This window comes from Variovorax guangxiensis (assembly GCF_003952165.1).
In the GTDB taxonomy this organism is placed as follows: domain Bacteria; phylum Pseudomonadota; class Gammaproteobacteria; order Burkholderiales; family Burkholderiaceae_C; genus Variovorax; species Variovorax guangxiensis.
Map to the genome: position 1 here is coordinate 1 of NZ_RXFT01000024.1, position 21,030 is coordinate 21,030.

26 protein-coding genes are annotated in these 21,030 nt (G+C 68.2%); 19 read left to right on the top strand and 7 right to left on the bottom strand.

Annotation, left to right across the window (positions count from 1 at the left end):
* The 3 genes from EJP67_RS32175 to EJP67_RS32185 all read left to right on the top strand — a co-directional run.
* Window positions 1–948, top strand: a 948-nt coding sequence (locus tag EJP67_RS32175; RefSeq protein WP_476718483.1) for a C40 family peptidase, incomplete at its 5' end; no start/stop codon positions are given.
* The gene (locus EJP67_RS32180) at window positions 945–1,499 is read left to right on the top strand and encodes a hypothetical protein (RefSeq protein WP_126025775.1); all 555 of its coding nucleotides are present in this window, start codon (window positions 945–947) and stop codon (window positions 1,497–1,499) included. The genes EJP67_RS32175 and EJP67_RS32180, both read left to right, overlap by 4 nt.
* A gap of 113 nt (window positions 1,500–1,612) precedes the next feature.
* Window positions 1,613–2,341, top strand: coding sequence for a glutathione S-transferase (locus EJP67_RS32185; RefSeq protein WP_126025776.1), 729 nt, complete (start codon window positions 1,613–1,615; stop codon window positions 2,339–2,341).
* Here EJP67_RS32185 and rsmI read toward each other — a convergent pair.
* Window positions 2,338–3,288 (bottom strand): 16S rRNA (cytidine(1402)-2'-O)-methyltransferase, encoded by a 951-nt coding sequence (gene rsmI / locus EJP67_RS32190; RefSeq protein WP_126025777.1) that lies wholly within the window; start codon window positions 3,286–3,288, stop codon window positions 2,338–2,340. The genes EJP67_RS32185 and rsmI overlap by 4 nt on opposite strands.
* A 69-nt stretch (window positions 3,289–3,357) precedes the next feature.
* On the opposite strand from rsmI, the gene EJP67_RS32195 reads away from it, so the two are divergent.
* The 3 genes from EJP67_RS32195 to EJP67_RS32205 all read left to right on the top strand — a co-directional run bounded on the left by EJP67_RS32195 (window position 3,358) and on the right by EJP67_RS32205 (window position 5,247).
* Window positions 3,358–3,735 carry a YraN family protein gene (locus EJP67_RS32195; protein ID WP_126025778.1) on the top strand — a complete coding sequence of 126 codons (378 nt, stop codon included), beginning with the start codon at window positions 3,358–3,360 and terminating at the stop codon, window positions 3,733–3,735.
* A gap of 85 nt (window positions 3,736–3,820) precedes the next feature.
* Window positions 3,821–4,432 (top strand): SIS domain-containing protein, encoded by a 612-nt coding sequence (locus EJP67_RS32200; protein ID WP_126025779.1) that lies wholly within the window; start codon window positions 3,821–3,823, stop codon window positions 4,430–4,432.
* Entirely contained in the window at window positions 4,429–5,247 is an 819-nt protein-coding gene (locus EJP67_RS32205) for a BON domain-containing protein (protein WP_126025780.1), read from the top strand. The genes EJP67_RS32200 and EJP67_RS32205 overlap by 4 nt, the downstream gene beginning before the upstream one ends.
* A gap of 54 nt (window positions 5,248–5,301) precedes the next feature.
* Here EJP67_RS32205 and EJP67_RS32210 read toward each other — a convergent pair whose 3' ends face one another.
* The 3 genes from EJP67_RS32210 to EJP67_RS32220 form a co-directional block, all read right to left on the bottom strand.
* Window positions 5,302–6,210: an NAD(P)-dependent oxidoreductase gene (locus EJP67_RS32210; RefSeq protein WP_126025781.1), complete on the bottom strand. Its 909-nt coding sequence runs from the start codon at window positions 6,208–6,210 to the stop codon at window positions 5,302–5,304.
* Between the two features lie 64 nt (window positions 6,211–6,274).
* Window positions 6,275–7,411: a PilT/PilU family type 4a pilus ATPase gene (locus tag EJP67_RS32215; protein ID WP_126025782.1), complete on the bottom strand. Its 1,137-nt coding sequence runs from the start codon at window positions 7,409–7,411 to the stop codon at window positions 6,275–6,277.
* Between the two features lie 28 nt (window positions 7,412–7,439).
* Window positions 7,440–8,483, bottom strand: a complete 1,044-nt coding sequence (locus EJP67_RS32220; RefSeq protein WP_126025783.1) for a type IV pilus twitching motility protein PilT — start codon at window positions 8,481–8,483, stop codon at window positions 7,440–7,442.
* Between the two features lie 51 nt (window positions 8,484–8,534).
* Between EJP67_RS32220 and EJP67_RS32225 the strand changes: the two genes are divergently transcribed.
* Complete coding sequence (locus tag EJP67_RS32225; protein ID WP_126025838.1) at window positions 8,535–9,239, top strand: YggS family pyridoxal phosphate-dependent enzyme; 705 nt, start codon at window positions 8,535–8,537, stop codon at window positions 9,237–9,239.
* Between the two features lie 10 nt (window positions 9,240–9,249).
* Here the strand turns inward: EJP67_RS32225 and EJP67_RS32230 are convergent, their stop codons facing one another.
* From EJP67_RS32230 to EJP67_RS32240, 3 genes are all read right to left on the bottom strand, one after another.
* Complete coding sequence (locus EJP67_RS32230; RefSeq protein ID WP_019657564.1) at window positions 9,250–9,717, bottom strand: Lrp/AsnC ligand binding domain-containing protein; 468 nt, start codon at window positions 9,715–9,717, stop codon at window positions 9,250–9,252.
* 145 nt (window positions 9,718–9,862) lie between these two features.
* A complete protein-coding gene (locus EJP67_RS32235) occupies window positions 9,863–10,321 on the bottom strand; it encodes a hypothetical protein (RefSeq protein ID WP_126025784.1) in 459 nt (152 codons plus the stop codon).
* A 126-nt stretch (window positions 10,322–10,447) separates the two neighbouring features.
* A complete protein-coding gene (locus EJP67_RS32240; protein ID WP_126025785.1) occupies window positions 10,448–10,771 on the bottom strand; it encodes a DUF4148 domain-containing protein in 324 nt (107 codons plus the stop codon).
* Window positions 10,772–11,001: 230 nt separating this feature from the next.
* Between EJP67_RS32240 and EJP67_RS32245 the strand changes: the two genes are divergently transcribed.
* From EJP67_RS32245 to EJP67_RS32300, 12 genes are all read left to right on the top strand, one after another.
* Entirely contained in the window at window positions 11,002–12,276 is a 1,275-nt protein-coding gene (locus tag EJP67_RS32245) for a Glu/Leu/Phe/Val family dehydrogenase (RefSeq protein WP_126025786.1), read from the top strand.
* Window positions 12,277–12,310: 34 nt separating this feature from the next.
* Entirely contained in the window at window positions 12,311–12,832 is a 522-nt protein-coding gene (locus EJP67_RS32250; RefSeq protein WP_126025787.1) for an alpha-ketoglutarate-dependent dioxygenase AlkB family protein, read from the top strand.
* 90 nt (window positions 12,833–12,922) lie between these two features.
* On the top strand, window positions 12,923–13,585 hold the full coding sequence (locus tag EJP67_RS32255) for a nucleoside/nucleotide kinase family protein (protein ID WP_126025788.1): 663 nt from the start codon (window positions 12,923–12,925) through the stop codon (window positions 13,583–13,585).
* An 86-nt stretch (window positions 13,586–13,671) separates the two neighbouring features.
* Entirely contained in the window at window positions 13,672–14,421 is a 750-nt protein-coding gene (locus EJP67_RS32260) for a DUF2242 domain-containing protein (RefSeq protein ID WP_126025789.1), read from the top strand.
* A 43-nt stretch (window positions 14,422–14,464) separates the two neighbouring features.
* Window positions 14,465–14,935 carry a MarR family winged helix-turn-helix transcriptional regulator gene (locus EJP67_RS32265; protein ID WP_126025790.1) on the top strand — a complete coding sequence of 157 codons (471 nt, stop codon included), beginning with the start codon at window positions 14,465–14,467 and terminating at the stop codon, window positions 14,933–14,935.
* Window positions 14,932–15,933: an FUSC family protein gene (locus tag EJP67_RS32270; RefSeq protein ID WP_126025791.1), complete on the top strand. Its 1,002-nt coding sequence runs from the start codon at window positions 14,932–14,934 to the stop codon at window positions 15,931–15,933. Before EJP67_RS32265 ends, EJP67_RS32270 begins: the two co-directional genes overlap by 4 nt.
* A gap of 73 nt (window positions 15,934–16,006) precedes the next feature.
* Window positions 16,007–16,525, top strand: coding sequence for an RDD family protein (locus EJP67_RS32275; RefSeq protein WP_126025792.1), 519 nt, complete (start codon window positions 16,007–16,009; stop codon window positions 16,523–16,525).
* A 16-nt stretch (window positions 16,526–16,541) separates the two neighbouring features.
* A complete protein-coding gene (locus tag EJP67_RS32280) occupies window positions 16,542–17,264 on the top strand; it encodes an RDD family protein (RefSeq protein WP_126025793.1) in 723 nt (240 codons plus the stop codon).
* The gene (locus EJP67_RS32285; protein WP_126025794.1) at window positions 17,261–18,250 is read left to right on the top strand and encodes a stage II sporulation protein M; all 990 of its coding nucleotides are present in this window, start codon (window positions 17,261–17,263) and stop codon (window positions 18,248–18,250) included. Before EJP67_RS32280 ends, EJP67_RS32285 begins: the two co-directional genes overlap by 4 nt.
* Entirely contained in the window at window positions 18,240–18,971 is a 732-nt protein-coding gene (locus tag EJP67_RS32290; protein ID WP_126025795.1) for a hypothetical protein, read from the top strand. Before EJP67_RS32285 ends, EJP67_RS32290 begins: the two co-directional genes overlap by 11 nt.
* Complete coding sequence (locus EJP67_RS32295) at window positions 18,958–19,752, top strand: DUF4129 domain-containing protein (protein ID WP_240650851.1); 795 nt, start codon at window positions 18,958–18,960, stop codon at window positions 19,750–19,752. The genes EJP67_RS32290 and EJP67_RS32295 overlap by 14 nt, the downstream gene beginning before the upstream one ends.
* Window positions 19,749–21,017 (top strand): DUF4350 domain-containing protein, encoded by a 1,269-nt coding sequence (locus tag EJP67_RS32300; RefSeq protein ID WP_126025796.1) that lies wholly within the window; start codon window positions 19,749–19,751, stop codon window positions 21,015–21,017. The genes EJP67_RS32295 and EJP67_RS32300 overlap by 4 nt, the downstream gene beginning before the upstream one ends.
* The last annotated feature ends 13 nt before the right edge of the window (window positions 21,018–21,030 follow it).

Here is a 21,030-nt window from a genome sequence, read left to right on the forward strand (position 1 = left end):
TTGATTGCGGGGAGCGGCAAGACCAAGTCGGGTCACGGGCCTTCAACTGCTCCTCCTCCCGGCATGGCCGCCGCCAAGCCACCGGCTGCGAGTGCGCCGCCAAGCCCGGCAGCGCTGTTGAGGCCAAAAGTGGTCTCTCCTTCGCCGCCTCCCGCTCCATCCGGAATCAGGCCATCGGACTCGGAGCGGTCGAAGGAAGGCGAAGGGAAGGTTCTGGCGCTGATCAATCCGGTCCCGGGGCGGGCTCCTTGGATGCCCGTCGCGATTGCGGAAGCGAAGCTCAGGCGGGGCGAACTCGAAATCACGCTCCAAGACAAGATCAATTACCACGTCGAGGTGGACGACGGACTCAAGGCCATGGACGGCCCCAGCAATGCGTGGTGCGCCGCGTTTGTGAACTGGTGCCTGATGCAGGCGAAATATCCAATTGAAAACCTTGGCTATCCCAATCGCAAGGTGGCGAAAGCACGCGCGCATGGGTTTTATGAAGTCGACGGGCCAAAAGAGAAATCGGAGAAGACACCGCCCAAAGTCAGAAATCCCTTGTTCGTTGAATTGGATAGGCCGATCTATGGCGCCATCGCCATGGTCACATCGAGACAGGGGCATGGCCGGCACGTCGGGTTTGTCTATGCAAAAAGCGGTGACGAGGACTTGATCCTTCTTGGAGGCAATCAGCGGAGTCAGATCAGATTTTCTGCTTTTGCCAAAAATTTACGAACTCAGGTAATGGTGAGAAATAAAAATGGAAAAGCGGAAATAAGAAAATCCGGAAGCTCGAGTTATTTGAAATATTTCATCCCCATTGCTTACTATGAGCAATCGAAAAAGGATCTGGTAGAACCCGGGTTGAACGAGGAAAATGTTGTGTCGCTGAATTTAATCTTGGGAATTCCTCCGGAAAAGCCTGGGGGAAAGAAGGGAGGTTTGAGTGAAGATATTTCTTGAAAGGGTGGTCGATGTTTGGTTTTAATAAACTGTTCGTTTCGTTTTTGGCTGCTTTCCTTCTCTGGGGGTCTTCCTCGCAATCCTTCGCCGGATACAGAGACGATAGACTCGTTGTCTGGGTGAATTTGGATGAAAGCCCGAGCCGGGAGTTGATCAATAAGATGGTCAAGGATTTTGTGGAGTCAGGAAGGGTCGATGCTGAGTGCGGTGTTTCCTGGCATGAATGGGGGTCGGTGCTCTACATGGAAAAGCGTCCCCCCGGAATAACTGATGAGTTGATTAGAAAAGTGTTTATCGAAAAAGATCGAAAATCTCTTCAGTACTTGAATCGATTTTTGAAGTCTTTCAGGGACGCCGATAGAGAGATCGACGAAGGTCTGGATGGAGTCATTGTGTACTCCAAAAAGAATGGTCCGAAAATGATGAATTTCGTAACCGGCAGGAAAAAGATCAAGACTTTTGAGATGAGGCCGGGTGACGCGTCACCATCCGCCCGAGATATTGAAGATGCGTTCTGCGTGCTCCTGCCGCCCGTTACGCGTGCGCCTTAGGTTCATCCTTTTGCTCGCCCGTTGAGACCTTGGATTTGCGGAGCTTCCATGAATGGGTATCTTGCGCTTCATGCTATTGCGGGGATCGCCACACCCATGCCACCATCTCCCGCATGCCCTACCAACTCCATTACTGGCCCACTATCCAGGGCCGAGGTGAATTCGTCCGGCTCGCGCTCGAAGCTGCCGGCGCGGACTACGTCGACGTGGCGCGCTTGCCCGAGGGCGAGGGCGGTGGCGGATCCGCTCTGGGTGAGCGGCTGGACGACCCGGAGGCCGCGCGCCCTGCCTTCGCGCCGCCGTTCCTCGTCGATGGCGACATCGTGGTCGGGCAGACGGCCGCGATCCTGCTGTATCTGGGCCCCAGGCTCGGCCTGTCGGGCGTCGGCGAATCGGACGGGCTTTGGACGCACCAGTTGCAGCTCACCATCGCCGATGCGGTGGCCGAGGCGCACGACACGCACCATCCGATCTCGGTCGGCGCCTATTACGAAGACCAGCGCGACGCGGCCGTGCAGCGCGCGAAGGCCTTTCGCGAGGAGCGCATCCCGAAGTTCCTCGGCTGGTTCGAGCGCGTGCTGCAGCGCAATCCCGCGGGCAGCCAGCATCTGGTGGGCGACACGCTGACCTACGCCGACCTGTCGCTGTTCCAGCTTGTGGACGGTTTGCGCTACGCGTTTCCGAAGGCTTCGGCGCGGGCACTCTCCGCCACGCCCGCGGTGGAGAGGCTGCATGCCAACGTCAAGCGACGTCAGCGCGTGCATGACTATCTGCAGAGTCCGCGCCGTATCGCGTTCAACGAAGATGGCATCTTCAGGCGTTATGCCGAACTGGACGGCTAGTTCTGCTCCGCCTCGTCGCGGATGCGCAGCGCGGCGTCATACAGCGTATTGCGCGGGGCGCCGCTGATCTCCGCCGCCAGCTTCACGGCCGTCTTCACGGGCAGCTCCGCCAGAAGCAGGCGCAGCACGCGCTCGCCTTCGGCCCCGCCGTCACCGCTCACGGCCACGGGGTGCAGCACCAGCGCGAACTCGCCGCGCGTGCGGTCGCGGTCGGTGGCGAACCAGTCGGGCAGGGCATCCGCGGCGACGGTGGCGATTTCCTCGAACTGCTTGGTGAGCTCGCGGCCCACGGTGACGCGGCGGTCGCCCAGTGTGGCCAGGGCGCGCGCGAGATTCTCGATGCGGTGCGGTGCCTCCAGCAGCACGACCGCGCGCGGTTCCTGCGACAGCGCCTGCACGGCCGCATCGCGCTCGCCGGCCTTGCTCGGCAGGAAGCCCGCGAAGACGAAAGCGCTGCTGGCGTTGCCGTCGTGGCCGCCCTCGGCCACCAGCCCCGCCGCGCCGACCAGCGTGGTCACGCTGCTTGCGCCCGGTAGCGGCAGCACGCGTTGTCCGGCGGCGCGCACCGCGGCCGCGAGCCGCGCGCCGGGGTCGCTCACGCCGGGCGTGCCGGCGTCGCTGACGTAGGCGATACGCTCGCCCTGCGCGAGCCGAGCGACGACCGCCTGCGCCGCCTCGGCCTCGTTGTGCTGATGCACCGCCAGCAGCTGCGAGCCGGGCCGGTCGATGCCGTAGGCGCGCAGCAGGCTCTGCGTGTGGCGGGTGTCCTCGCAGGCGACGGCATCGACCAACTGCAGCACGTGCAGGGCGCGCAGCGTGATGTCGGCCAGGTTGCCGATGGGCGTGGCGACGACGTAGAGCGTGCCCTGCGGATAATGCTGCGCACCCGCGGCGTCATGAGCTGCCGCGAGGGCTGCGCCGAAAGAGGCGGGAGCGAGTGAAGCCAAGGGGTTTCTCCGTCGGAACGAACAGGCAGCAGGAAAAAGAAGACTCTCGAGAGCCGGCCAGGGAGGGCCATGAAGACCGACACCACAACGAAGCATCGGGGCGATGCGGCGGAAGACGCCGCGCTCGACCACCTGCGGGACGCGGGCCTCGTGCTGCTCGCCCGCAATTATCGGACGCCCGGGCGCGGCGGCGGCGAGATCGACCTGATCATGCGCGATCCGCGCCCGTCGCCCACGGGCACGCTGGTGTTCGTGGAGGTGCGCCATCGCAGTTCCGGCACGCACGGCGGCGCGGGTGGCAGCATCACGGGGCTGAAGCAGCGGCGCATCGTGTTCGCCGCGCAGCACTACCTGAGCCGGCTGCGCACGGTGCCGCCGTGCCGCTTCGACGTGGTGCTGGTCGAAGAGAAGATCACGTGGCTGCGGGCGGCCTTCGACGCCGGTTGACGAACAGTTCGAGGAACTGAAGCCTCGATGAGTGCTCCACATCTCGAACGTCTTGTTTCACAGCCCCCAGTTATCATCCCGCCCCATGCTCGAGCAACGGATTCAGCAGCACTTCATCGACAGTGCCGACCTCAAGTACCAGACCGGGCCGGTCCTCAGCAAACCCATCTCCCAAGCGATGCAGGCCATCCTCGCCTGCGTGACCAGCGGCGGCAAGGTGCTCGCCTGCGGCGCAGGCGTGTCGGGCCTGCTGGCGGCCCAGTTCGCCGCGCAGTTCGTGGGCCGCTTCGAACGCGAGCGGCCCGAGCTCGGCGCCATCGCGCTGCCCGGCGATGCCACCGACCCCGCCGCCGACAGTGCCGACGCGGCTGACGCCGACCGCTTCGCCCGCCAGGTGCGCGCGCTCGGCCAGGCCGGCGACGTGCTGCTCGCGTTGAGCGTCAGTGGCCAGTCGGCCCCGGTGCTGGCGGCGGTGACCGCGGCGCACGAGCGCGACATGACCGTGGTCGCGCTGCTGGGCAACGCGGCATCGGGCGCCGGCGGCGCCATCGGCCGCGCGCTGCGCGAGACCGACGTCCAGATCAGCGTGCCGCACGAGCGTGCGGCGCGCATCCACGAGATCCACCAGATCGCGCTGCATTGCCTGTGCGACGGCGTGGACGCCCAGTTACTCGGAGAACAGGAAGCTTCCTCATGACCTTGACGACCATGACGACGACATCGACCCAGCGTTTCGCTCTCGCCCTGACACTGGGCGCCGCAATGGTTGCCGGCCTCTCCGCCTGCGTGCCGCTCGTCGTGGGCGGCGCGGCCGTGGTGGGCGTGGGCATGGTGGCCACCGACCGCCGCAGCTCGGGCGCCCAGCTGGACGACCAGGGCATCGAACTGCGTGCCGCCGCCCGCGTGCGCGATATCGCCAACGACCAGATGTACGTGAGCGTGACCAGCTACAACCGCCAGGTGCTGCTGACCGGCGCCGTGGGCAGCGATGCCGACCGCCGCCGCGTCGAAGACGAGGTGAGCCGCATCGTGAACGTTCGCTCGGTGGTCAACGAGCTGACCGTCGGTTCCTCCAGCACCTTCCAGGACCGCTCGAACGACCTCTACATCACCGGCAAGGTGAAGGCCTCGCTGCTCGACGCCAAGGACATCTTCGCGAACTCCTTCAAGGTGGTGACCGAACGCGGCGTGGTCTACCTGATGGGCATCGCCACGCGGCGCGAGACCGATCGCGCGACCGAGATCACGCGCGGCGTGTCGGGCGTGGTGAAGGTGGTGCGCGTGGTCGAGGTCGTGAGCGAAGCCGATCTGGCGGCCAGCCAGGCGGCGAATCAGGCTGCCGCGCAGCGCGGTGGCACGGGGCCGGCGCCGGTGACTTCGGCAACGCCGTCCGCGCCCTCGTCGTCTTCCACCTCGCGCGTGCCGCTGCCGCCGATGGAGCCGTTGCCACCCGCGGGCTCGTCGACGCCGGCGCCTTCCTCGAACGGCGTGACGACCTCGCCGGTGCGCTGAAGATCCGGCACGCCAAGACAGGAAAGCCCGCTGATGCGGGCTTTCTTCATTGCGTCACTTGAGCCGCGTGATGAGGCTCGAGGTGTCCCAGCGCCGGCCACCGGCCTGCTGCACGTCGGCGTAGAACTGGTCGACCAGCGCCGTCACCGGCACGCGCGCGCCGTTGCGCTTGGCTTCGTCGAGCACCAGGCCCAGGTCCTTGCGCATCCAGTCGACCGCGAAGCCGTAGTCGAACTTGCCTTCGATCATGGTCTTGCCGCGGTTCTCCATTTGCCAGCTCTGGGCTGCGCCCTTGCTGATGACGCCCAGCACGGCCTCCATGTCGAGACCGGCGCGCTGGCCAAAGGCGATGGCTTCCGACAGGCCCTGCACCAGCCCCGCGATGGCGATCTGGTTCACCATCTTCGCGAGCTGGCCGGCACCGCTCTCGCCGAGCAGCGTGACCGCACGCGAGAACGCCATGGCCACCGGCTTGATGCGCTCGAAGACCGCCGCGTCGCCGCCGCACATCACGGTGAGCGCGCCGTTCTGCGCGCCGGCCTGGCCACCCGAGACGGGGGCGTCGATGAAGTGCAGGCCCAGCGCCTGCGCTGCCTTGGAGAGCTCGCGCGCCACATCGGCCGAGGCGGTGGTGTGGTCGACCAGCGCCGCGCCCTTCTTCATGCCGGCGAAGGCGCCGTCGTCGCCCAGCACCACCGAGCGCAGGTCGTCGTCGTTGCCTACGCAGCAGAACACGATGTCGGCGCCGGCGGCCGCTTCGCGCGGGGTAGCGGCGTGGCGGCCGGGCGGGCCGAATTCCTCGGCCCAGGCCTGCGCCTTGGCGGCGGTGCGGTTGTAGACCGTGACGCTGTGGCCGGCCCTGGCCAGGTGGCCGGCCATCGGGCCGCCCATGACGCCGAGGCCGATGAAGGCCACGGTCCGCGCGGGGATGGATTCGTAGGTGCGGGGGTTGATGCTGCTCATGGGGCGACAGCTTAAGGCCATTCCGCCGCAGGCGCCGCGCGGCGGAGGCCGGCCTCCCGCGGCCTCAGACGATCGCGAAGTGCTCCGTGCCCGCCGCCAGGTCGGTGCTGCGCGCGCGCTGGCTGTTGAGCTTGATCTGCAGCCGCAGGTCGTTGGCCGAGTCGGCGTTGCGGATGGCGTCCTCGAAGCTGATCGAGTGGCTCTCGAACAGGTCGAACAGCGCCTGGTCGAAGGTCTGCATGCCCAGGTTGCGGCTCTTGCGCATGATTTCCTTGATCTCGCCCACCTCGCCCTTGAAGATCAGGTCGGAAATCAGCGGCGTGTTCAGCAGCACTTCCACCGCGGCCACGCGGCCCAGGCCGTCTTCCGTCGGCACCAGCCGTTGCGAAACCAGCGAGCGCAGGTTCAGCGACAGGTCCATCAGCAGCTGCGCGCGGCGTTCTTCGGGGAAGAAGTTGATGATCCGGTCCAGCGCCTGGTTGGCGCTGTTGGCGTGCAGCGTGGCCATGCACAGGTGGCCCGTTTCGGCGAAAGCCACGGCGTGCTCCATGGTTTCGCGGTCGCGGATTTCGCCCATCAGAATGACGTCCGGCGCCTGGCGCAGCGTGTTTTTCAGCGCGGCTTCCCAGCTGTCGGTGTCGATGCCCACTTCGCGCTGCGTCACCACGCAGTTCTTGTGCGGATGCACGAATTCGACCGGGTCTTCCACCGTCACGATGTGGCCGTAGGAGTTCTCGTTGCGCCAGTCGATCATCGCCGCCAGCGTGGTCGACTTGCCCGAGCCCGTGGCGCCCACCAGGATGCACAGGCCGCGCTTGGTCATCGACACGTCCTTCAGCACCTGCGGCATGCCCAGGCCGTCGATGGTCGGCAGCTTGGCGGGAATGGTCCGCAGCACCATGCCGACCTTGCCCTGCTGCACGAACGCGTTCACGCGGAAGCGGCCGATGCCGGTGGGCGAGATCGCGAAGTTGCATTCCTTGGTGCGCTCGAACTCCGCCGTCTGGCGGTCGTTCATGATCGAGCGGGTCAGCGCCAGCGTGTGCGGCGCGCCCAGCGCCTGCTGCGAAACCTTGGTGACCTTGCCGTCGACCTTGATGGCCGGCGGGAAGTCGGCGGTGATGAACAGGTCGCTGCCGTTGCGGCTCACCATGAGCTTGAGCAGGTCGTTGATGAACTGGCTGGCTTGATCGCGTTCCATGATGTCTTTGCTCCGGGAGGGCCTGGGGTCAGCCGGGGAAGTTCTCGGGGATCTTGGCTTTCCCGCGGGCTTCCGCTGCCGAGATGGTATTGCGGCGCACCAGTTCCGTCAGGTTCTGGTCCAGCGTCTGCATGCCCGAGCCCTGGCCGGTCTGGATGGTGGAGTACATCTGCGCCACCTTGGCCTCGCGGATCAGGTTGCGGATGGCCGGTGTGCCCAGCATGATCTCGTGCGCCGCCACGCGGCTCTGGCCGTCCTTTGTCTTGCACAGCGTCTGCGAGATCACGGCCTGCAGCGACTCCGACAGCATGGCGCGGATCATTTCCTTCTCTTCGCCCGGGAACACGTCGATGATCCGGTCGATGGTCTTGGCGGCCGAGGAGGTGTGCAGCGTGCCGAACACCAGGTGGCCCGTTTCCGCGGCGGTCATGGCCAGGCGGATGGTTTCGAGGTCGCGCAGCTCGCCCACCAGGATGGCGTCGGGGTCTTCGCGCAGCGCGGAGCGCAGGGCGTTGGAGAACGACAGCGTCATCGGCCCCACCTCGCGCTGGTTGATCAGGCACTTCTTCGACTCGTGCACGAATTCGATCGGGTCTTCCACCGTGAGGATGTGGCCGTACTCGTTCTCGTTGAGGTAGTTGATCATGGCCGCCAGCGTGGTCGACTTGCCCGAGCCCGTGGGGCCCGTCACCAGCACCAGCCCGCGCGGCTTGAGCGCCAGTTCACCGAAAATCTTCGGCGCGTTCAGCTGCTCGAGCGTGAGGATCTTGGACGGAATGGTCCGGAACACCGCGGCGGCGCCGCGTGCCTGGTTGAAGGCGTTCACGCGGAAGCGCGCGAGGCCGTCGATCTCGAAGGAGAAGTCGACCTCCAGGAACTCTTCGTAGTGCTTGCGGTGCGTGTCGCTCATGATGTCGTACACCATGGCGTGCACGCCCTTGTGGTCGAGCGCGTCGACGTTGATGCGGCGCACGTCGCCGTTGACGCGGATCATGGGCGGCAGGCCCGCGGAAAGGTGCAGGTCGGAGGCTTTGTTCTTGACGCTGAACGCCAGCAGTTGGGTGATGTCCACGGGGCTCCTCGGCTCGGGTTTCGTGACGTTTTGATACGATTTTGGACGATTATGACGATGATTGGCGACGACCTCCAGCAAGTAAACAACCGGATCGCGAAGGCATGTGTAACGGCCGGCCGCGACCCGGCCGGAGTGCGCCTTCTGGCGGTGTCCAAGACCTTCGGCCCCGATGCGGTGCGCGAGGCGCATGCGGCGGGCCAGTCGGCCTTCGGCGAGAACTACGTGCAGGAGGGGCTGGACAAGATCGAAGCGCTCGCGGACCTGCGTTCTTCCCTCGAATGGCACTGCATCGGGCCGCTCCAGAGCAACAAGACGCGGCCCGTGGCCGAGCACTTCGACTGGGTCCACAGCATCGACAGATTGAAGATCGCCGAGCGTCTTTCGGCCCAGCGGCCGGCGCATCTGCCGCCGCTGAATGTATGCCTTCAGGTTAATGTGGACGGCGGCGCGAACAAGTCCGGCGTGCCGCCGGAAGAGGTGCTCGCGCTGGCCCGCGCTGTGGCGGCTTTGCCACAACTTCGGCTGCGCGGGCTGATGGCGATTCCCGAGCCGGCGACCGGCTTCGAAGCGCAGCGCGAACTGTGCCTGCGCGCGCATGCGGTGTACCAGTCGATCCGCGACGCGGGCATCGCGCTCGACACACTCTCGCTGGGCATGAGCGGCGATCTCGAAGCCGCCATCAGCGCCGGCAGCACGATGGTGCGGGTAGGCACGGCAATCTTCGGCGGCCGCAACTACGCCAAGCCGGCCTGACGGGCCCGTCTCAGACCCCCAGCGGCAGCCGCGCGCTGTTCTTCACTTCCTCCATCACCGCATAGGTCCGCGTCTCGCGCACGCCGGGCAGTTGCCACAGCACGGTGCCCGCGAACTCGCGGTAGGCGGCCATGTCGGCCATGCGGGTCTTGAGCAGGTAGTCGAAGCCGCCGGCGACCATGTGGCATTCCATGATCTCGTCGCGCACCTGCACGGCGGCCTTGAACTGGTCGAACACGTTGGGCGTGGTGCGGTCCAGCAGCACCTCGACGAAGACGGTGAAGCCGCGGCCCAGCTTGTGCGGATCGAGCCGTGCCTCGTAGCCCTGGATGAACCCGTCGCGCGTGAGCCGCTGCACCCGCGCCAGCACGGCCGTGGGCGAAAGCGCCACCGCCTCGGCGAGCTTGAGGTTGGTGATGCGGCCGTCTTCCTGAAGGATCTTCAGCAGACGCAGATCGATGCGGTCCAGGTCGAGCATCGGAGGATTATCCGGCTCGGGCATCGATTCGTGGCAAAAGATGCGGGTTATGGAGGCAGGCTATAGGAGATAGAACCAAGGAACTGCCGCCGGCCTACCCTCGCTTACCCAAGGAGCGGGGGGAGGCCGAGGCATTCCGTCCCCGTCAGCGGAGCTGGGTCTGCGGTTGCGCGGCCGCTTGCTGGTTCTTCAGTTGGTCGACGAGCGCGCTGTAGGCAGGGCTCGCGCGCAGTCGTGCGTACTCGGCGGCGGCCTCGCGGTAGCCGGGCCTCATCGTGTCGGCACCGGCTTCGCCGCTCTGCCTGGCCGCCAGGCCCGAGCGGATCCACAGCTGCGTGTCGGCAGCCACTGCGGCGCGGGAGTTGGCCGACACCACCACCGCCTGCTGCTCGTAGCCGCTGGTGTAGCCCTGCGTGGGCGCGGTCTTCAGCCACTGCACCGCGTCGGCGGTCACGGCGGCGCGCGTGGTCGAGGAGACCAGCGGCGCGGGACGCGGATCGCCCTCGGCGTAGTTGCCGGCGAAGCTCGGCGCGGCGATCGTGCCCAGCAGGGCGGCGAGGGCGGCGGTGCCGATCAGACGGGTGGCGGAAGCTTGCTTGCTCATTCGTTACTCCTTGATGTGTGACGTCGGTTGGTTTGCCTTGGTTGGTGAAGCCAACTCTACGAAGCGGATCTGCTGGGTCGATAACCCGTCGATGACGTTTCTGTCATCTACGGATGTGGCGCATGCCTATCGCTCGCCCGAGGGGATCGTTCCCGCCCGCATCGCCTTGATGGCCTCGGCCTCCACCGCTTCGCGCGTGGCGGGCTGGCCGGTGCGCGCGGCAGGCCAGGGCGCGCCGCGGCTCACGTTGTTCCAGGCGGGCTGCTTCTGCGCCGTTGCCAGCTCTGCCACGACCCTGTCGCGCGACGGATCCTGCTTCGCGTGATCAGGGAAGCGCGTCACGCCGGCCTCGGTGGGGGCGAAGTGGTATTCGCCCGCGGCGGACGCTGCCAGCGGAATCAGCGCGGCGGCGAGAAGGGAGGAAGAAACAAGAATCTTGCGGTGCGGCATGGTCGGTATCTCCTGGTTGTCCGTCGTCGCCGGGATGGCGCGACCATGCCAATCTAGGAAGCGAGCCGGTCAACCTCCGCACGCCGCGATTACATCGGCGCAATGTCGACCCGGCAGGCCAGCCAACCTCTCTTGCATAACCGCCTCCGCGGCGCGCATAAGCCATGGCGCAACGCGCGGCGGAGGTCTATCGTTGCGGCCACCCTAACAAACCAAGCAAGGGAACTCATATGAGCGAACAACTCTCCTTCGTCAGTCCTACAGCCAACAGCCCGTGGGGCACCTATCTCTCGCAGGTCGACCGCGTCGTGCCGTACCTCGGCCCGCTGGCCCGCTGGGTCGAAACCCTCAAGCGCCCCAAGCGCGCGCTCATCGTCGACGTGCCCATCGAGATGGACGACGGCACCATCGCCCACTTCGAGGGCTACCGCGTGCAGCACAACATGAGCCGCGGCCCGGGCAAGGGCGGCATCCGCTTCCATCCCGACGTCACGCTCGAAGAAGTGATGGCCCTGTCGGCCTGGATGACCATCAAGACGGCCGCCGTGAACCTGCCGTACGGCGGCGCCAAGGGCGGCATCCGCGTCGACCCGAAGAAACTCTCGCTGCAGGAGCTCGAGAAAGTCACCCGCCGCTACACCAGCGAGATCGGCATCATCATCGGCCCGCACACCGACATCCCCGCGCCCGACGTCAACACCAACGCGCAGATCATGGCGTGGATGATGGACACCTACTCGATGAACGTCGGCGGCACCGCCACCGGCGTCGTCACCGGAAAGCCCCTGCACCTGGGCGGCTCGCTGGGCCGCGTGAAGGCCACCGGCCGCGGCGTGTTCGTCACCGGCCGCGAAGCCGCGCGCCGCCTCGGCATGGACCTGCGCGGCGCGCGCATCGCAGTGCAGGGCTTCGGCAACGTGGGCTCCGTTGCGGCCGAACTCTTCGCCGACGCCGGCGCCAAGATTGTCGCCGTGCAGGACCACACCGGCACCATCGTCAACAGCAACGGCCTCGACCTCGCCAAGCTCGTGCCCATCTCGCGCACCGACGGCGTGGTCGGCTTCAAGGCCGGCGGCGACATCGTGCCGAACGAGGACTTCTGGAACACGCCCTGCGACATCCTGATTCCGGCCGCCCTCGAAGGCCAGCTCACCGCCGAACGCGCGCAGAAGACCACCGCCAAGCTCGTGCTCGAAGGCGCCAACGGCCCCACCGTGCCGCAGGCCGACGACATCCTCGCCGAGCGCGGCGTGCTGGTGGTGCCCGACGTGATCTGCAACGCCGGCGGCGTGACGGTCAGCTACTTCGAATGGGTGCAGGACTTCTCGTCCTTCTTCTGGGACGAGGACGAGATCAACGTGCGCCTCGACCGCATCATGATGAACGCGCTCAACCACATCTGGGACACGGCCGACAAGCACAAGATCACGCTGCGCACCGCAACTTACGCGGTGGCCTGCGAACGCATCCTGATGGCTCGCCAGGAGCGAGGCCTGTATCCCTGATCGCGAAGCAACGGTCCCTGTATCCTGCGGGCCCATGAGCGGCCCGCCCATCCACCTCGATCCCGCGTTCATCGCGTCGCCCGATGCCCTTCTTGAATGGCTTCGGTCCGCGGTGACGTGGGACGAGCGCATGCGCGCACGCAAGACCGCCAGCTTCGGCGTGCCCTACGACTATTCGCAGATTGCCTATGAGGCGGTGCCGATTCCCCCGGAACTGGAAGTCCTGTGCGGCAGGATCGAAGCCACGCTCGGGTTCCGTCCCAACAATTGCCTGCTGAACCACTATGCCGATGGCGCGTCGTCGATGGGCTTCCATTCGGACGACATCGCGGCATTGGCACCCGGCACCGGCGTCGCCATCGTATCGGTCGGGGCCACCCGGTCTATCGCGTACCGCAGCAAGGCTGACAGCAGCTTGCGCTTCCATTACCCGCTTTCCCACGGCTCGCTGCTCTATATGTCCGACGCCGTCCAACGGGAGTGGCTCCACGCCATTCCCAAGGCCGAAGGCGTTGGCGAGCGCATCAGCCTGACGTTTCGTGCGATCCTGAAATGACGGCGTTGCTCGTGTAGCGCGCGAGTCGCGCTCGAGAGCCTTTCCGCTGGCTGATGATTTCTTGACGCCCAGAGAAGCTACGCTCAGGGGATGAGCACTCCTCCCGCGCAGAACTGTCCCTCACTTCCTGAACTTCCCCCTGAAAGCGCCGCCCGCCTGCAGGCCCTGATGGCCAGCGGGCAGCGGCGGCTGCTGGGGCTCGTCGGCGCGCCCGGCGCGGGCAAGTCGACGCTCGCGGCGGCGCTCCTGCAGGCGGTGGGCGCGGAGCGTGCCCAGGTCGTTCCCATGGACGGCTTCCACCTTGCCAACGTCGAGCTGCAACGGCTCGGACGCGCCGGCCGCAAGGGTGCTCCCGACACCTTCGACAGCGCCGGTTACGTCGCGCTGCTGCAGCGCCTGCGCGAGCAGCGGCCCGACGGGGGCATCGTCTACGCGCCCGAGTTCCGCCGCGAGATCGAGGAGCCGATCGCCGGCGCGATCGCGGTGCTGCCTTCTACCCAGCTCGTCATCACCGAAGGCAACTACCTGCTGCACGACGTCGGCCCGTGGGCCGGCGCGGCGGCGATGCTCGACGAGGTCTGGTACGTGGACATCGACGACGCGGTGCGCGAGGCGCGGCTGGTGCGCCGCCACCAGCAGTTCGGCCGCAGCGCCGAAGAAGCGCGCGCCTGGGTGGAGAGCACCGATGCGCCGAACGCGCGGCTGATCGCGGCGACGCGGGTGCGCGCGCATCACGTGCTGCCCTGGTCCTGAAAATTTCGGCATTGCGGCGGGAACGCGCTTGCACGGGCGCGCTCGAAGGCTTGCCGGCAAGGCCGCCGGTTAGCATTCGCCGCTTCATGCCGTCCATGCACTCCAATTCCCTGTTCGCCATCCGTGCCCCGGTCCGTAAACCGGTTCTCGCCCTGGGCCTGCTCTGCGCCGTTCTCGTGCTCGCCGGTTGCGGCAGTACCTCCCGCCGGGTCAACTACGAACCCGAGGCCTTCGGCTCCACCACCACCCACACCCGCGACTACGAGGCCACCGAGGCCCAGACCTGCGAGGCCGCGCGCCGTGCGCTGTTGAGCCAGGGCTACATGATCACGGCCGCCAACTCCGACCTCGTGACCGGGCGCAAGAGCTTCCAGCCGGCGGCCGAGGTGCATGTGGAAGTCGAGTTCCGCGTGGTTTGCGCGCGCGAGAGCACCCGCGGCGGCAAGACGAGCAGGAGCACCGTGGCCTTCGCCACCGCGCTGCAGGACCGCTACGGGCTCAAGAAGGTGAACAACTCGGCGAGCCTCGGCGTGGGCGCTATCGGCTCGCTCTCGCTGCCGTTCTCGGGCAGCGACGACGCGATGGTGAAAGTGGCGAGCGAGACGCTGACCGACGAGCGCTTCTACGACCGCTTCTTCGCGCTGCTCGATCGCTTCCTGGAAGGCCCGGAGGCAGAAGCCGAGGACGAGGCCGCGACCAAGCCCGAGGAAACGCCGGTCGCATCGCCGGCCCCGGTGCCCATGCCTGTGCCTGCGCCTGCGCCCGCCATCGCTCCGGCCTCCGAGCCGGCGCCGGCCGTCACCTACCCTGTGACTTCATCGCCCAACCGGGGCTGACGCCGAAAGGCCTGGATACCAAGACGCGTCTTACAATCCGGGCATGGCTCCCACCATCCCCGATACGGCGCAATGCGCCTCGCGTCTTCGCTCCTCGGTGTCGTTGCTCTCCCGCCAGCTTCGCGGCGGCAGTGCCACGCCGGAGGGGCCGAGCGTGGCCAAGCTCAGCGTGCTGGGCCAGCTCCACCGGCACGGGCCGTGCACGCCCACCGCGCTGGCGGGGTTCGAGCGCGTCAAGCTCCAGTCGCTGACCCGGCTGCTGGCCGAACTGGAAGCCGAGGGCTGGATCGGCCGCGCGCCGCATCCGGCCGACGGGCGCCAGTGGCTGCTGTCGCTCACCCCCGAGGGCATGCTACGGCTGAAGGCGATCATGCGCACGCGCGAGGCGGCGCTGGCCGAGGCGATCGGAGCCACGCTCGATGAAGGCCAGCGCGCCCTGCTGCTCGAAGCCTGCGGGCTGATCGACGGCATTTCGGCCGCGCTCGACGGCGGCGCGAAGCCGCCCGGGCCATGAACGGCGCGCGCGCGCTGCAACGCCTCGCCGACCCCTGGCGCAACGGCCGCTGGCGTCCCGGCGTGCAGCTCGCCGTGGCGGTGGCCATCGCATGGTGCGTCGCTACCGCGCTGCATCTGCCCGAGAGCTTCTGGGCCGTGATGAGCGTGCTGATCGTCATGCGCCCGAGCGCCGGTTCCACGCTCGACGCCGGCTGGGACCGCGTGCGCGGCACCGCGGCTGGCGCGCTGGCCGGCATGGCGGGCGTCTGGCTGCAGCATCACGGCGCACAGCCGATCGCGACCACGCTGGCCCTCGTCGTACTGCTCGCTTTCGCCAGCGCCTCGGTGCCGGGCATGCGCAGCGCGCCGGTGGCGGCGCTCATCATCCTGTCTGCCGGCGGCATTCCCGGCCATTCGCCGCTGCAGGTGGCGCTGCTGCGCATGGTGCAGATCGGCATCGGCGTGGGCGTGGCGCTGGTGGTCTCGACGGTGATGTCGGAGTACCACGCGGGCGCGCGTTTCGACGAGGGCTGCGCGGCGCTGCTGCGCGGCATCGCAAGGCGCATGTCCGCCTCGCGCCGTCCCATCGATGCCGGGGAGATCGAGCGCATCCAGGCAGGTACGCGCGCCGCGCTGGTCCGCCTGGCGGCGCTGGCCGGCAGCGCCGACCTCGAAGCGCGATGGTGGCGCCGGGGCGGCACGAGCGGCAGCTATCGCGACAAGGCCCGGCTGGCGGCGCGCATCTTCCAGGACGCCACGGTGCTCGACCGCGTGTTCCGCCTGGCGCCCGGCACGCGGGCCGAAGCCGCGCAGGCGGCCGGCGCGGCCATCGCGGGCATGGCCGACGCGCTCGAAGGCAAGCCCGCGCCGTCCGACCTGGACGAACTGGCCCGCTGCGCAGCACAGGCTTCGTCGGGCGAAGGCGCTTCGAACGCGCTGCTGGCGGCGCCGCTGAACCTGCTGCTCGACGATCTGCGGCGCCTGCAAACCACGCTCGCCGCGCGCCCGCCGGCTTAGCCGGCCGGCCGGAGCGGGCATCGAACCGCCCTAGAATCTTCCGAAAATTCATTCGTTTCGGAGAGGGACGGGCATGGAAGACCAGTCGCAGGACGCGCGCTACGCGCCTCCGCAATCCCATGTGGAAGACGTGGTGCAGCCGGGCGGGGGCCAGTCGGGCGAGCTCGCATCGCGCGGCACGCGTTTTCTCGCCGCGATGCTCGACGCGGGCATCTCCATCGTGGCGATCTGGCTCCTCGCGAAGTTCACGCCCATCAATCTCTGGGAAGACGACGGCCTCGGCATGTGGGAGCCCCGCATCTCCAGCGCGGCCTCCGGCGTCGTCCTCTATCTCGTGCTGCACGGCTATCTGCTGGCCACCCGCGGCCAGACCATCGGCAAGGCGCTTTTCAGGATCCGGATCGCGCGGCCCGACGGCTCGCAGGCGCAGATCGGCCGCATCCTCGCGCTGCGCGACGGGCCGATGTTCTTCACCAGCATCTGGCCGCTGCTCGGGCCGATCTACGTGCTGATCGACTGCCTCTTCATCTTCCGCGCGTCGCGCCGCTGCCTGCACGACCAGATCGCCGACACCGTCGTGCTGCAAGCCTGAGCCGGGCGCGACGCCAGTGCGCCTCGACACGCTCTACACCGCCGAGACCCCTGAAGGCATCGCGCTCTCGCTGCGCCCGGCCGGGCTGGTCGCGCGCGGGCTGGCCTACCTCATCGACTTCGCGATCCGGCTCGGCATCTTCGTCGCGATCTCCATCGGCGTCGGCATGCTGGGCAAGATGGGCTTCGGCATCCTGCTGATCGCCTACTTCTGCCTGGAGTGGTTCTACCCTGTGGTCTTCGAGCTGACGCGCGCGGCCGCCACGCCCGGCAAGCGCGTGATGGGCCTGCGCGTGGTGATGGACTCGGGCCTGCCCGTCACGCCCGCCGCCGCGCTCACGCGCAACCTGCTGCGCGCGGCCGACTTCGTGCCTTCCTTCTACGGCGCGGGCATCGTGTCGATGCTGTGGCGCCACGACAGCAAGCGCCTGGGCGACCTCGCCGCCGGCACGCTGGTGGTGTTCAGCGACCAGGTGAGCCTGCACGGCAGCGTGCCCCCGGCCGAACCGCAGGCGCCCGCGCGGCCGCTGTCGGCGCGCGAGCAGATGGCCATCGTCTCGTGGGCCGGGCGCGCCACCCGCCTCACGCCCGAGCGCTTCGACGAGCTTGCCCGCGTCGCGGAACCGGTGCTCGGGCCCGACACCACCGGCGCCTCGGCCTCGCAGCGCCTGCTCGGCGTGGCGCAGTGGGTGCTGGGCCGGCGCTCCGGTGCCGATGCGCAGGGAAGGGCGGTGCGATGACCCCGCTCGATTTCGAAGCCGCCTACGCACCCCTGTGGGCCGAGCTCGAAGCCGTCATCCGCACGGCCGAGACCAAGCGCAAGTTCGACGGCGCCCGGCTCGCCACGCTGTACCGCCGCGTGTGCGAGCACCTCGCGCTGGCGCAGGCGCGCGCCTATCCGATCCATCTCACGCAGCGCCTGGAGGGCCTCACGCAGAGCGCGCACCGGCTGATCTACCGCCGCCACGACTACGGCCTCGCCCGCTTCGCGCGGCTCGCGCTGGTCGACTTTCCCGAGGCGGTGCGCGCGCACCGCATCTACCTGCTGGTGTCGGCGCTGATGTTCATGCTGCCGCTGCTGATGGCGGGCTGGGCCGCCTGGCGCGACCCGGGCTTCATCCTGCACCTGCTCGACGCCAGCTCGGTGCAGGAGTTCGACTCCATGTACGGCGACAGCGCCGAGTCGCTGGGCCGCACGCGCAGCGCGGACGACGACTGGCAGATGTTCGGCTACTACATCATGAACAACATCGGCATCGGGTTCCGCTGCTTCGCGGCGGGCATCTTCGCCGGCGTGGGCAGCGCGGCGGTGGTGGTGTTCAACGGCGTGCAGATCGGGGCCGTGGGCGGCTACCTCATCGCGGCGGGGCATGCCCAGAACTTCCTTTCCTTCGTCGTCACGCACTCGGCCTTCGAACTCACCGCCATCGTGCTGGCGGGCGCGGCGGGCCTGCGGCTCGGCTATTCGTGGGTGGCGCCCGGACGGCACACGCGGCTCGAGGCGCTGCGGCTGGCGGCGCGCCACGCGGTGGTGATCGTCTACGGGGTGATCGGGCTGCTGCTGATCGCCGCCGCGGTCGAAGCCTTCTGGTCGTCGGCGCGATGGATCGCGCCGGCCGTGAAGTACGGCGTGGGCGGAGCCTGCTGGGTGCTGGTGCTGGCCTACCTGGGCTGGCAGGGCCGGCCGAGCGCCGCCGCGAAGACAGGGGACGAACATGCGCGTTGACGGCCTCGCCATCGCGCTGCGGCCACGGCCCATGGCCGAGGCCGCCGATCTCGGCGCGCAGCTGGTGCGCAGCCATGCGCGCTCGGTGTGGCGCACCTTCCTGCCGGTGCACATCGTCATGGTGCTGCTGGCCCTTGGCACGGTCGAGATCGCCGGCTGGCTGCCCAGCCTGCTGATCTTCTGGCTCAAGCCCTGGCTCGACCGCAGCCTGCTCTTCGTGCATTCGCGCGCCGTGTTCGGGCAGGAGACGCGCTGGTCCGACCTCTGGGCCAACCGCCGGGCAGTGTGGGGCGGCCAGCTGCTGCGCACGCTGCTGTGGCGGCGCTTCTCGCCCTGGCGCTCGTTAACCCAGGCCATCGAGCAACTCGAGGGCCAGCGCGGAAGCGCACGGCGCAAGCGGCGCGCGCAGCTGCTGAGCGGACGGCGCGGTTCGGCCACCGGCATGCAGCTGGTGTTCGCCAACGTCGAGATGGCGCTCGACATCTGCCTGCTGTCGCTGCTGTTCTGGTTCGCGCCCGAAGGCAGCTCGCGCGATCTCTTCAACTGGCTCACGCAGTCGGACTCGACGGTGCAGAGCCTGCTGACGGCAGGCGCGTATGCGCTGGTCGTCGGCGTGCTGGAGCCGTTCTACGTGGCGGCTGGGTTCGCGATGTACCTGAACCGCCGGGTCGAGCTGGAAGCTTGGGACATCGAACAGGAGTTCCGCCGTGGGTTCCGTTGATATCCGCAGGCTTCGCGTTGCGGCAGCGGTGCTGGCCGTGTGGGCTGCCAGCCTGATGCTGCCGGCGACCTCCACCGCGGCCGAGACGGTGCTGACGCGCGAGCAGGTGCAGGCCGCCGCCGACAAGGTCCGCGCCGACCCGAACATGCCCGGCACCAGGACCGAGAAGAAGCTGCGCTTCAGGGAGCGCGACGAGGAAGAGGAAGAGCCCGAGAAGAAGACCGACAGCCTCGACTGGCTGCGCGACTTCGTGCGGGCCGTGGCCGAGGGCGCGCGCTGGCTGATCTGGGGGCTGGCCGCGCTGGCGCTGGCCTGGCTGGCGGTTCGCCTTCATCGATGGATCAGGGTGCGCGCCGGCGGCACGCGGCCCGGCAAGGCACCGCTGCCCAGCCACGTCGGCAGCCTCGACATCCGGCCCGAGAGCCTGCCCGACGACATCGGCAATGCCGCCGCCGGCCTCTGGCAGCGTGGCCAGCACCGGCCTGCGCTGTCGCTGCTGTACCGCGGCGCCCTGTCGCGGCTGGTGCATGCGCATGCGGTGCCGGTGCGCGCCGCGAGCACCGAGGGCGAGTGCGTGGTGCTGGCCTCGACCCGGCTGTCGCCGGACGCGCAAGCTTTCTTCGTGCGGCTGATCGAGGCGTGGCAACTGGCGGCGTACGGCGGCCGGCTGCCTTCCACCGCGCAGGTGCTGGCGATCTGCGGCGAGTTCGACATGTATCTGCCAGCCAAACCGGCCGCGGCCGTGCAGGACGACAGCCTGATGCAGGGCGCGGCCGCATGAACGCCTGGGTGGCCCGCATCCTCACGGTGCTCGTGCTGGCGCTGGCCGGCTTCTGGCTGGTCACCGCCACCGAATGGGCCGACACCGAGGTGTCGACGCCCGCGAGCGGAGAGGCCAGGACGAACCGCTTCTACGGTGCGCAGGCGATGCTGCGCGAGCTCGGCATGAAGGTGGTCAAGCGCGACAGCCTCGACGCCATGCCGCCCGCGCAGGCGCGGCTGGTGCTCGGCTCCAGCCACTGGGACATGTTTCCCGAGCGCGGGCAGCGCCTGCGCCAGTGGGTCGAGCAGGGCGGGCACCTCGTGATGCCGAGCTACCTGGTCGGCGGCGACCAGCTCGAAGACTGGCTGCCGCTGGTGCGCGAGAAGCAGCCTGCATCGGAAGAAAAGAACGAGAAGGAAACGCCCGAGCCGAAGAAGAGGCGGAAATCGGGCATCCCGCGCATTCCCGACCCGTCCGCCAGGGACGCGGACTGCCACGCGGTGAATGAGCCCGCAACGGTTCCCGCGAGCTTCGCCGGCGGACGCAGCTACCGGCTCTGCACATGGTGGTCGCCCTCGCGCTACCGGCCCGCCGACAAGCAGCCGCCCGCGCTGTGGACCGCGACCGGCTCGCGCGGCACCGAGGCGATCCGCGTCGGCGTCGGGCGCGGCACCGTCACCGTGATGCCCTGGGGCCTCTGGCACAACGACAGCCTCCTGCGCGGCGACAACGCGCTGTTCGCCGCCGCGGCGGTGCAGGCGCGCGGCGGTGCCGAGATCTGGTTCGTCGCCGAGGAGGCGCGCGAGCCCTTCATGCTGTGGCTCTGGCAGAAGGGCTGGGTGGCGCTGGTCGTCGGCATGCTGGCGCTGCTCGCCGCGCTCTGGCGCGCGGCCGTGCGCTTCGGGCCGCTGGCGCCTTCGGCCGGCACGCACCGGCGCTCCATGGCCGAGCAGGTGCGCGGCACCGCCGGTTTCCTGCATGCGCACGGCCCGGGCGCGCTGCACGTTGCGCAGCTGCGCGCGCTCGACGAATCGGCTCGCCGGCAGCTGCGCGGCTACGCGTTTCGCGATGCGGTGGCGCGAGCAGCCGCCATCGCGCAGGCAACGGGGCTGGAGCCGGCGATGCTGTTGCGCGCGATGGGCGGGGCCCGCACCCGCCACGCCGGCGCGATGGCGATCGACCTGGAAGTGCTCGAGACCGCGCGCCGCCGGCTCGACGCGAACGGGCCGTTCACGCCGCGGACTTCTTCTTCATCACCTTCTTCTTCCTCTTCCTCATTCTGAACCGAGAGACGCC

What these genes read in the sequence shown, in the direction of transcription:
- EJP67_RS32185 (WP_126025776.1), top strand. Translation starts at nt 1,613, where the DNA reads ATGCCCTACCAACTCCATTACTGGCCCACTATCCAGGGCCGAGGTGAA.
- EJP67_RS32195 (WP_126025778.1), top strand. Translation starts at nt 3,358, where the DNA reads ATGAAGACCGACACCACAACGAAGCATCGGGGCGATGCGGCGGAAGAC.
- EJP67_RS32200 (WP_126025779.1), top strand. Translation starts at nt 3,821, where the DNA reads ATGCTCGAGCAACGGATTCAGCAGCACTTCATCGACAGTGCCGACCTC.
- EJP67_RS32205 (WP_126025780.1), top strand. Translation starts at nt 4,429, where the DNA reads ATGACCTTGACGACCATGACGACGACATCGACCCAGCGTTTCGCTCTC.
- EJP67_RS32210 (WP_126025781.1), bottom strand. Translation starts at nt 6,210, where the DNA reads ATGAGCAGCATCAACCCCCGCACCTACGAATCCATCCCCGCGCGGACC.
- EJP67_RS32215 (WP_126025782.1), bottom strand. Translation starts at nt 7,411, where the DNA reads ATGGAACGCGATCAAGCCAGCCAGTTCATCAACGACCTGCTCAAGCTC.
- EJP67_RS32225 (WP_126025838.1), top strand. Translation starts at nt 8,535, where the DNA reads ATGACGATGATTGGCGACGACCTCCAGCAAGTAAACAACCGGATCGCG.
- EJP67_RS32230 (WP_019657564.1), bottom strand. Translation starts at nt 9,717, where the DNA reads ATGCTCGACCTGGACCGCATCGATCTGCGTCTGCTGAAGATCCTTCAG.
- EJP67_RS32235 (WP_126025784.1), bottom strand. Translation starts at nt 10,321, where the DNA reads ATGAGCAAGCAAGCTTCCGCCACCCGTCTGATCGGCACCGCCGCCCTC.
- EJP67_RS32240 (WP_126025785.1), bottom strand. Translation starts at nt 10,771, where the DNA reads ATGCCGCACCGCAAGATTCTTGTTTCTTCCTCCCTTCTCGCCGCCGCG.
- EJP67_RS32245 (WP_126025786.1), top strand. Translation starts at nt 11,002, where the DNA reads ATGAGCGAACAACTCTCCTTCGTCAGTCCTACAGCCAACAGCCCGTGG.
- EJP67_RS32250 (WP_126025787.1), top strand. Translation starts at nt 12,311, where the DNA reads ATGAGCGGCCCGCCCATCCACCTCGATCCCGCGTTCATCGCGTCGCCC.
- EJP67_RS32255 (WP_126025788.1), top strand. Translation starts at nt 12,923, where the DNA reads ATGAGCACTCCTCCCGCGCAGAACTGTCCCTCACTTCCTGAACTTCCC.
- EJP67_RS32260 (WP_126025789.1), top strand. Translation starts at nt 13,672, where the DNA reads ATGCCGTCCATGCACTCCAATTCCCTGTTCGCCATCCGTGCCCCGGTC.
- EJP67_RS32265 (WP_126025790.1), top strand. Translation starts at nt 14,465, where the DNA reads ATGGCTCCCACCATCCCCGATACGGCGCAATGCGCCTCGCGTCTTCGC.
- EJP67_RS32270 (WP_126025791.1), top strand. Translation starts at nt 14,932, where the DNA reads ATGAACGGCGCGCGCGCGCTGCAACGCCTCGCCGACCCCTGGCGCAAC.
- EJP67_RS32275 (WP_126025792.1), top strand. Translation starts at nt 16,007, where the DNA reads ATGGAAGACCAGTCGCAGGACGCGCGCTACGCGCCTCCGCAATCCCAT.
- EJP67_RS32285 (WP_126025794.1), top strand. Translation starts at nt 17,261, where the DNA reads ATGACCCCGCTCGATTTCGAAGCCGCCTACGCACCCCTGTGGGCCGAG.
- EJP67_RS32290 (WP_126025795.1), top strand. Translation starts at nt 18,240, where the DNA reads ATGCGCGTTGACGGCCTCGCCATCGCGCTGCGGCCACGGCCCATGGCC.
- EJP67_RS32300 (WP_126025796.1), top strand. Translation starts at nt 19,749, where the DNA reads ATGAACGCCTGGGTGGCCCGCATCCTCACGGTGCTCGTGCTGGCGCTG.